Source organism: Streptomyces sp. NPDC042638 (genome assembly GCF_040647235.1).
Lineage (GTDB): Bacteria > Actinomycetota > Actinomycetes > Streptomycetales > Streptomycetaceae > Streptomyces > Streptomyces rameus.
In genome coordinates this window covers 110,710-119,863 of record NZ_JBEZBT010000022.1, presented here as the reverse complement: position 1 = coordinate 119,863, position 9,154 = coordinate 110,710, and the positions used below count along the sequence as shown (strand labels likewise).

Here is a 9,154-nt window from a genome sequence, read left to right as displayed (position 1 = left end):
CCTCACCCGGATCGGTGAAATCGATCGGCTTCCCGCCCGACGTCATCGGCAGCAGGGCGCCCAGGGAGGGCTCGCCCTTGGCGTTCCGCTTGAACCAGATGTTCGGGAACGCCAGGAAGCGGTGCCAGGCCACACCCATGTCGGTCTTCAGGGAGACCGTGATCATCCAGATGAAGGAGGCCGCGATCTTCAGGCCGGCGAAGAAGTAGGTGAGGTTCTGGAGCGTGGAGAGGTCCATCCCGCGGAACCAGGAGACGGCCGGGTACGAGAGGAAGAACGAGGCCTCGTAGGTGTCCACGTGGTGCAGGGCGCCTTCGAGGGCGTGCAGCATGAAGATGCAGACGCCGACGGTGAGGATGACGGCCTCGACGAAGTACGCCTGGCCGAAGTTGGAGCCGGCGAAACGGGACTTGCGGCCCGGCTTGTCCGGCTTGCTCAGCTGGCGGATCACGATCAGGACGAGGATGCCGAGGACCGTCCCGGTGCCGATGAACTCGACGTAGACGTTGTACGGCGCCCACGTGCCGACGACCGGCAGGAGCCAGTCCGCCTGGAACAGCTGTCCGATCGCGTTGACGATCGTGAGCAGCAGGGTGAAGAAGCCCACCGCCACGAACCAGTGCGCCACGCCGACGACGCCCCAGCGGTTCATCCGGGTGTGGCCGAGGAACTCCCTGGCCACGGTGATGGTGCGCTGTGCGGGGTCGTCGGTCCGCGTGCCGGCGGGCACCGGCTGGCCCAGCCGCATGTGGGCGAAGATCTGCAGGAGGGCGCGGCCGAACAGTGCCACGCCGACCACGATCAGGACCAGCGACACGATGATCGCGGCGAGTTGCATTGGGGCTCCTGAGGCGGCCTCGGTCGAAACGATCTGACTGAGCTGGACGGCATTACTAAGCGGTAACTTAGGTAGTCCGTTCGAGACTACCCCCATCTTCCCGCCGGACGCAGCGGACGGCGGAGTGATACGGGTCGCTGAAGGTTGCCTCCGTTGTCGTTCCGCAGGCAATCCGATCGTGTTATTCGTCCCGAATTGCTACATTCGCCCCTACCTTAGAGCCGTGCTCTACGGGATCGCAGCCGCCACCGCCGCCCTTCTGCTCACCGCCGTGCTCGCGGCGGCACTCCGGCTGCCCGCCCTGAGGGTCGGAATCCTGGACCGGCGACGGCAGCGGCCCCTCCCGCTTCTCGGCGGGTTCGCCGTCGTGGCCGTCACCTGTCTGGTCGCCGGGACGGGGGAGTGGAGCCGGGTCGCCCCGCTCGGGGAGGGGGTCGGGGAGCTGCTGACGGCCGCCGCCGCGGTCGCCGGGCTGGGCCTGGTGGCCGACGTGTGGCGGCTGCGCTCGCGCGTGCTCGTCGCCGGCACGGTCGTGGCGGCGGTCTGGGTGGTGCCGTACGACGAGACGGGCCTGCCGGGCGGGATGCTGGCCGTCGGCTGGATCGTCCTCGCCTCCCTCGCGTTCAAGGGGCTCGACCACGCCGACGGGCTCGCCGGGACGGTCGGGGTGATCACGGCCTTCGGTGTGGGCGCCTGTGCCGCCGCCGAGGTGATGGACGGGCTGGCCGTGCTGCTGAGCGTGGTCGCCGCCGCCCTCACCGGCTTCCTGATGCACAACTGGCATCCCGCGCGGGTCGGCCTCGGTGCGTGCGGCTCGCTGTTCACGGGGTTCCTGCTGTCCTCCGCCGTCGTCTTCACGCGCGCGGGGTACGAGCTGGGGCCGAGCGTGGCGGTGGTGTTCTGCCTCGGGGCCGTCGCCGTCGCCGACGCCCTGCTGGTGGTCCTCGCCCGGGGGGTGGCCCGGCGCCCGCTGCTGCGGCGCGGCCCGGACCATCTCGCGCACCGGCTGCGGCGCCTCGGGCTCACTCCGCAGGGGTCGGTCGTGCTGTTGGGTGCCGCGTCCTTTTCGTCCGTGCTGGTGGGGGTACTGGTGCACGCGGGGTGGACGGGGGAGGGGGCCGCGCTCTGGGTGGCGGGCGGTGTGGTGCTCGCGGTCCTGGTCCTCGTGCTCCTTCGGGGCTCCGGTCATCAGCCCCGTCCCACGGAATCGACGCAGGTCACCGGGTCATTGCGTGTAAGGAACGGATAAGACTTGAGTCCGGTTGGCTCAGGTCTGTTGACCCGTTCGCTCTCCTCAGGCACACTTGAGCCTGTTCCACTCAAGTCAGCTGGAGGAATCAACCATGGCACGTGCGGTCGGCATCGACCTGGGCACGACTAACTCCGTCGTCAGCGTTCTGGAGGGCGGCGAGCCCACCGTTATCACCAACGCCGAGGGCGCCAGGACCACGCCGTCCGTCGTCGCCTTCGCCAAGAACGGTGAGGTGCTCGTCGGCGAGGTCGCGAAGCGCCAGGCGGTCACGAACGTCGACAGGACCATCCGGTCGGTCAAGCGCCACATGGGCACCGACTGGAAGATCAACCTGGACGGCAAGGACTTCAACCCGCAGCAGATCTCCGCGTTCATTCTGCAGAAGCTGAAGCGGGACGCCGAGGCATACCTGGGCGAGAAGGTGACCGACGCGGTCATCACCGTCCCGGCCTACTTCAACGACTCCGAGCGTCAGGCGACCAAGGAGGCCGGCGAGATCGCGGGCCTGAACGTCCTGCGCATCGTCAACGAGCCGACCGCCGCCGCGCTGGCGTACGGCCTCGACAAGGACGACCAGACGATCCTCGTCTTCGACCTCGGTGGCGGCACCTTCGACGTGTCCCTCCTGGAGATCGGTGACGGCGTCGTCGAGGTGAAGGCCACCAACGGCGACAACCACCTCGGTGGTGACGACTGGGACCAGCGTGTCGTCGACTACCTGGTCAAGCAGTTCCAGTCCGGTCACGGCGTGGACCTGTCCAAGGACAAGATGGCCCTCCAGCGCCTCCGCGAGGCCGCCGAGAAGGCCAAGATCGAGCTGTCCTCCTCCACGGAGACCTCGATCAACCTGCCCTACATCACGGCGTCCGCCGAGGGCCCGCTGCACCTGGACGAGAAGCTCACCCGCGCCCAGTTCCAGCAGCTGACGGCCGACCTGCTGGAGCGCTGCAAGACGCCGTTCCACAACGTCATCAAGGACGCCGGCATCCAGCTCGGCGAGATCGACCACGTCGTCCTCGTCGGTGGCTCCACCCGTATGCCCGCCGTCGCCGAGCTCGTCAAGGAGCTGACCGGCGGCAAGGAGGCCAACAAGGGTGTGAACCCGGACGAGGTCGTCGCCATCGGCGCCTCGCTCCAGGCCGGTGTCCTCAAGGGCGAGGTCAAGGACGTCCTGCTGCTCGACGTCACCCCGCTGTCCCTCGGTATCGAGACCAAGGGCGGCATCATGACCAAGCTGATCGAGCGCAACACCACGATCCCGACCAAGCGCTCGGAGATCTTCACGACGGCCGAGGACAACCAGCCGTCCGTACAGATCCAGGTCTACCAGGGCGAGCGCGAGATCGCGGCGTACAACAAGAAGCTCGGCATGTTCGAGCTGACCGGTCTGCCGCCGGCGCCGCGTGGCGTCCCGCAGATCGAGGTGTCCTTCGACATCGACGCCAACGGCATCATGCACGTCACGGCGAAGGACCTCGGCACCGGCAAGGAGCAGAAGATGACCGTCACCGGCGGCTCCTCGCTGCCGAAGGACGAGGTCGACCGCATGCGCCAGGAGGCCGAGAAGTACGCGGAGGAGGACCACGCCCGCCGCGAGGCCGCCGAGACCCGCAACCAGGGCGAGCAGCTCGTCTACCAGACCGAGAAGTTCCTCAAGGACAACGAGGACAAGGTCCCCGGTGAGATCAAGACCGAGGTCGAGGCCGCGGTCGGCGAGCTGAAGGAAGCCCTCAAGGGCGAGGACACCGCCGGGATCCGCACCGCCACCGAGAAGGTCGCCGCCGTCTCGCAGAAGCTGGGCCAGGCCATGTACGCCGACGCCCAGGGCGCGCAGGCCGCGGGCGGTACCGGTGACGCCGGTGCCGGCGCGGCCAAGGCCGACGACGACGTCGTCGACGCCGAGATCGTGGACGACGAGCGCAAGGACGGTGCCGCGTGACGGAGGAGACCCCGGGCTTCGAGGAGAAGCCCGACGTCCCCTCCGGCGCCACCTCCGACGACGCCGAGCCGAAGGCCGCCTCCTCCGAGGAGGCGGCCCCGGCCGGGGACGCGAACGAAAGTGCCGGGCTGGTCGCCCAGCTGGACCAGGTGCGTACGGCGCTCGGTGAGCGCACCGCGGACCTCCAGCGGCTCCAGGCCGAGTACCAGAACTACCGCCGCCGCGTGGAGCGCGACCGGGCCGCGGTCAAGGAGATCGCCATCGCGAACCTCCTGACCGAGCTCCTGCCGGTGCTCGACGACATCGGCCGCGCGCGCGAACACGGCGAACTGGTCGGCGGCTTCAAGTCGGTGGCCGAGTCGCTGGAGACCGTCGCGGCCAAGATGGGCCTGCAGCAGTTCGGCAAGGAGGGCGAGCCCTTCGACCCGACCATCCACGAGGCGCTGATGCACAGCTACGCGCCGGACGTCACCGAGACGACCTGCGTGGCGATCCTGCAGCCCGGGTACCGGATCGGCGAGCGCACCATCCGCCCCGCGCGGGTGGCCGTCGCCGAACCGCAGCCCGGCGCGCAGACGGTCAAGGCCGAGGGGGCCGACGAGGACCCCGCGGCCGGCGACGAGAAGGACAACGGCCCTGAGGAGGGCTGACGTAGACACCGAACGGAAGGAGGGACGTCGGGGATGAGCACGAAGGACTTCATCGAGAAGGACTACTACAAGGTCCTCGGCGTCCCCAAGGACGCCACCGAGGCCGAGATCAAGAAGGCGTACCGGAAGCTCGCCCGCGAGTTCCACCCGGACGCCAACAAGGGCAACGTCAAGGCCGAGGAGCGCTTCAAGGAGATCTCCGAGGCGAACGACATCCTCGGTGACCCCAAGAAGCGCAAGGAGTACGACGAGGCGCGCGCGCTGTTCGGCAACGGCGGCTTCCGCCCCGGACCGGGCGCGGCCGGCGGCTCCTTCAACTTCGACCTGGGAGACCTCTTCGGAGGCGGCAACGCCCAGGGCGGAGGCTTCGGCGGCGGCATCGGTGACGTCTTCGGGGGCCTGTTCAACCGCGGCGGCGCCGCGGGCACGCGTACCCAGCCCCGGCGGGGCCAGGACATCGAGTCCGAGGTCACGCTGAGCTTCACGGAGGCCATCGAGGGCGCCACGGTTCCCCTGAGGATGTCCTCGCAGTCGCCCTGCAAGGCGTGTTCGGGCACCGGCGACAAGAACGGCACACCGCGCGTGTGCCCGACCTGTGTCGGCACCGGGCAGGTCGCGCGGGGCTCCGGCGGCGGCTTCTCGCTGACCGACCCCTGCCCCGACTGCAAGGGCCGCGGTCTGATCGCCGAGCACCCCTGCGCGGAGTGCAAGGGCAGCGGGCGCGCCAAGTCGTCCCGGACCATGCAGGTCCGCGTTCCGGCCGGGGTGACCGACGGTCAGCGCATCCGGCTGCGCGGCAAGGGCGCGCCCGGTGAACGGGGCGGGCCGGCCGGCGACCTGTACGTGGTCGTCCACGTCGGGGAGCACCCGGTGTTCGGGCGCAGGGACGACAACCTCACCGTCACCGTGCCGGTGACGTTCGCCGAGGCGGCCCTCGGCGGCGAGGTGCGGGTGCCGACCCTCGGCGGCCCGGCCGTCACCCTGAAGCTGCCCCCCGGCACCCCGAACGGCCGTACGATGCGGGCGCGGGGCAAGGGCGCGGTCCGCAAGGACGGCACGCGCGGCGACCTGCTGGTCACCGTCGAGGTGAGTGTCCCCAAGGACCTGGCGGGGAAGGCTCGTGACGCGCTGGAGGCGTATCGCGAGGCGACCGCGGGCGAGGACCCGCGGGCGGAGCTGTTCGAGGCCGCGAAGGGAGCTTGAGAGTATGGACGGCCGTCGGCGTAATCCGTATGAACTGACCGAGGAGACCCCGGTCTACGTCATCTCGGTGGCGGCCCAGCTCTCCGGACTCCACCCGCAGACGCTGCGCCAGTACGACCGTCTGGGCCTGGTCTCCCCGGACCGCACCGCGGGCCGGGGCCGCCGGTACTCGGCCCGTGACATCGAACTGCTGCGCCAGGTGCAGCAGCTCTCGCAGGACGAGGGCATCAACCTGGCCGGCATCAAGCGGATCATCGAACTGGAGAACCAGGTCGCCGCGCTCCAGTCCCGGGTGGCGGAGATGGAGGCGGCCCTGGACGGCGCCGCGGCGGCGATGCGGCAGCGCGAGGCCGCGGTGCACGCCTCCTACCGGCGCGACCTGGTGCCGTACCAGGAGGTCCAGCAGACCAGCGCGCTGGTGGTGTGGCGGCCGAAGCGGCAGCCGCAGGACTGACACGCACACGTGGACGAGAGGGGCCCGGGTTCCGGGCCCCTCTCGTCATGTCGCGCATCTGGCTGGGTTCATTCGTTCCTTTGACCGAGTCGGGGTGTGGCTCGGAACCGTCGGCGATCACGGCCCGCGTCGCCCCGGACCGGTTGTCCGGATCTTTGCCGATCCGTGAACTCCCCTTGGGTGAAGGGGTCGTAAAGAGCCCTTGAAGGGGTTTTCGCGTGACCTTCACAGATGCAGCTGAGCGTGGTGTTGCGCACTCGTTAAGTGATTCTTCTTGACGCCGGGTGCGCCACCCGCGTTGTCTTTTCAGACACCTGGGTCGTATAGCAGCGCCCACGTCCGGAACGCACCTGAAGTGAGCCCTCGAATGCGTCGTATCGCCATATCCGTGGTCCTGTCCACGATGACCCTCTCGCTCGCCGGCTGCGGCGTGCTGAACGCGACGGGGGACAGCGCGAGCGCGAGCCCCACCAAGGGCAACGACATCACCGTGGGTCTGCTGCTGCCGGAGAAGGCGAACTCCCGCTACGACAAGTTCGACTACCCCATCATCAAGAGCAAGGTCGCCGAACTCACCAAGCAGCACGGCAAGGTCGAGTACGCCAACGCCGACGCGAGCGCGGCCCGGCAGTCCGAGCAGCTGCAGGGCATGATCGACAGCAAGGTCGACGTCATCCTGCTCGACGCCGTCGACGCGCACGCCGTCGCCGACGGGGTGAAGAAGGCGAAGGACGCGGGCATCCCGGTCATCGCCTACGACCGTCTCGCCGAGGGACCGATCGACGCCTACATCTCCTTCGACAACGAACTCGTCGGTGAGGTGCAGGGCCGTACGCTGCTGGAAGCCCTCGGGTCCGGTGCCGACACCTCCGACAAGATCGTCATGATGAACGGCTCGCCCACCGACCCGAACGCCAAGCAGTTCAAGGAGGGCGCGCTCTCCGAGCTGAACGGCAAGGTGACGATCGCGGCGAGCTACGACACCGCGGGCTGGAAGCCGGAGAACGCCGAGGCCAGCATGAGCAAGGCCATCGCGGAGATCGGCAAGGACAACATCGCCGGCGTCTACTCCGCCAACGACGGCATGGCCGGCGGCGTCATCAAGGCCCTGAAGGCGGCCGGCGTCACCCAGCTGCCCCCGATCACCGGCCAGGACGCCGAACTGGACGCGGTGCAGCGCATCCTGACGGGCGAGCAGTACATGAGCGTCTACAAGTCCTACCCGGCCGAGGCCGAGGCCGCCGCCCAGATGGCCGTCACCAAGATCCAGGGCAAGGACATCCAGTTCGACGCCCTCACCCAGGACCGGGTGGACAGCCCCACCCTCAAGGGCATCCCGTCCAGGCTGGTCCAGGTGAGCGCGCTCACCAAGAAGTCCATCAAGGACACGGTCGTCGCCGACGGCATCTACTCGGTCGGTGACATCTGCACCGCCAAGTACAAGGCGGCCTGCGCGGCGGCCGGCCTCGGCTAGGCGCGGTGCCCGCCGCCCTGGCGCGCCCTTCAACTTGCTGCAATGGTGCGGGGCGAGCCCGTGCCAAACCCGGGCGCAGCGGCACTTTTCGAGTGCCGCTGTCGGGGGAGCCGTGTTGCGGACCCGGTCGGCGCCGCGCATAGTTGCGCTGCGGAAGTGGCAGCACACCGGGGGTGGAATGGGCGATGGCCGGGCGCGGGGCGGAGGAGCATCCTCACGGTGCCGACCGGCTGTGCGAGGCCGGGGACCGGGTGTACTCCCGTGCCGTACGCCGGGGACGGGTGCCGCGCACGGACGCCGACCCCGTGCCCTGCCTGCTGGAACTCGCCCTGCTGCACCCGGACCCCGACGACATGGACTGGCTGGTGCCGACCTCCCCGCAGGAGGTCATGACCCGGCTGCTGCGCGGGGTCTACGACGAGGTCAGCGCCAGTCAGCGGCGGGTGGGCTCGGCGGTGGCCGCCTTCGAGTGGTACGCGGGCCTGGGCCGGCAGCTGACCGCGCCGGCGGCACCGGCCGAGGGCAGCGCCATCCGCGTCCTGGACGGGCTCTCCCGCATCCAGGCCGCGATGGACGAGGCGACGGAGGCGTGCACCACCGAGGTGCTCACCGTGCAGCCCGGCGGCATCCGGCGGGAGGCCGAGCTGACCGAGGGCCTGCACCGGGCCCTCGCCCTGCGCGGCCGGGGCGTACGCATGCGCGACCTGTACACGCACGTGGCCCGGCACGGGCAGGGGCTGCTGAACTACCTGGAGCTGATGGGTGACACGGTCGAGGCCCGCACCCTGGACGAGGTCATCGACCGGCTCATCCTCTTCGACCGCACGGTGGCCTTCATCCCCGCCAACGCCGACCGCACGATGGCCCTGGAACTGCGCCACCCGGCGCTGGTCGAATACCTGGTGACGGTCTTCGAGCGCCTCTGGCGGCTCGCCATCCCGCTGACGGCTCCCCTGCCCGACACGGGCATCGAGGGCATCTCGCACCGCGAACAGTCCATCGCCGCGCTGCTCGCCGAGGGCCACCAGGACGCGGTGATCGCCGAGCGGCTCGGCATCAGCGTGCGCACCTGCCGGGCCCACATCGCCCGCCTGTCGGAGACGCTGGGCGCGGCCAGCCGGACCCAGCTGGGCGTCCGCATCGCCCAGGTCGGCCTGGACGGCCACCGCACCGCCCTCACCGCTCCGGGTCAAGAACCGCCGACCGGGCGATGAGACAGCCGAGCCGCGCCCGGCTCTCGCTGCCGGGAGTGGCGGCGAGGGAGTCGACGAGGCACGGCGCGTCGGCGGCGTCGGCGGCGGCGGATGCGGCCCCTTCCCGCGGCGCCCCTGCTCCGCTCATCGC

The 9,154-nt window shown here is 69.9% G+C and carries 8 protein-coding genes and 1 pseudogene; 7 read left to right on the top strand and 2 right to left on the bottom strand.

Annotation, left to right across the window (positions count from 1 at the left end; all coding sequences use genetic code 11):
• Positions 1–838 (bottom strand): annotated as a pseudogene (locus AB0B40_RS19805) (Fe-S oxidoreductase); the annotation flags it as partial.
• Between the two features lie 223 nt (positions 839–1,061).
• Between AB0B40_RS19805 and AB0B40_RS19800 the strand changes: the two are divergent.
• The 7 genes from AB0B40_RS19800 (at position 1,062) to AB0B40_RS19770 (ending at position 9,024) form a co-directional block, all read left to right on the top strand.
• Positions 1,062–2,087, top strand: a complete 1,026-nt coding sequence (locus tag AB0B40_RS19800; protein ID WP_345055119.1) for an MraY family glycosyltransferase — start codon at positions 1,062–1,064, stop codon at positions 2,085–2,087.
• 94 nt (positions 2,088–2,181) lie between these two features.
• A complete protein-coding gene (gene dnaK, locus AB0B40_RS19795) occupies positions 2,182–4,029 on the top strand; it encodes a molecular chaperone DnaK (protein WP_362264729.1) in 1,848 nt (615 codons plus the stop codon).
• The gene (grpE, locus tag AB0B40_RS19790; RefSeq protein ID WP_345055115.1) at positions 4,026–4,679 is read left to right on the top strand and encodes a nucleotide exchange factor GrpE; all 654 of its coding nucleotides are present in this window, start codon (positions 4,026–4,028) and stop codon (positions 4,677–4,679) included. Before dnaK ends, grpE begins: the two co-directional genes overlap by 4 nt.
• Positions 4,680–4,712: 33 nt before the next feature.
• Positions 4,713–5,882 (top strand): molecular chaperone DnaJ, encoded by a 1,170-nt coding sequence (gene dnaJ / locus AB0B40_RS19785; RefSeq protein ID WP_345055114.1) that lies wholly within the window; start codon positions 4,713–4,715, stop codon positions 5,880–5,882.
• Positions 5,883–5,886: 4 nt separating this feature from the next.
• Positions 5,887–6,336 (top strand): helix-turn-helix domain-containing protein, encoded by a 450-nt coding sequence (locus AB0B40_RS19780; protein WP_345055113.1) that lies wholly within the window; start codon positions 5,887–5,889, stop codon positions 6,334–6,336.
• Between the two features lie 367 nt (positions 6,337–6,703).
• Positions 6,704–7,810, top strand: coding sequence for a substrate-binding domain-containing protein (locus AB0B40_RS19775; protein ID WP_345055112.1), 1,107 nt, complete (start codon positions 6,704–6,706; stop codon positions 7,808–7,810).
• Positions 7,811–7,995: 185 nt separating this feature from the next.
• Positions 7,996–9,024: a LuxR C-terminal-related transcriptional regulator gene (locus AB0B40_RS19770; protein WP_345055110.1), complete on the top strand. Its 1,029-nt coding sequence runs from the start codon at positions 7,996–7,998 to the stop codon at positions 9,022–9,024.
• Here the strand turns inward: AB0B40_RS19770 and AB0B40_RS19765 are convergent.
• Positions 8,987–9,151, bottom strand: coding sequence for a hypothetical protein (locus AB0B40_RS19765; protein ID WP_362264726.1), 165 nt, complete (start codon positions 9,149–9,151; stop codon positions 8,987–8,989). The genes AB0B40_RS19770 and AB0B40_RS19765 overlap by 38 nt on opposite strands.
• Positions 9,152–9,154: the final 3 nt, after the last annotated feature.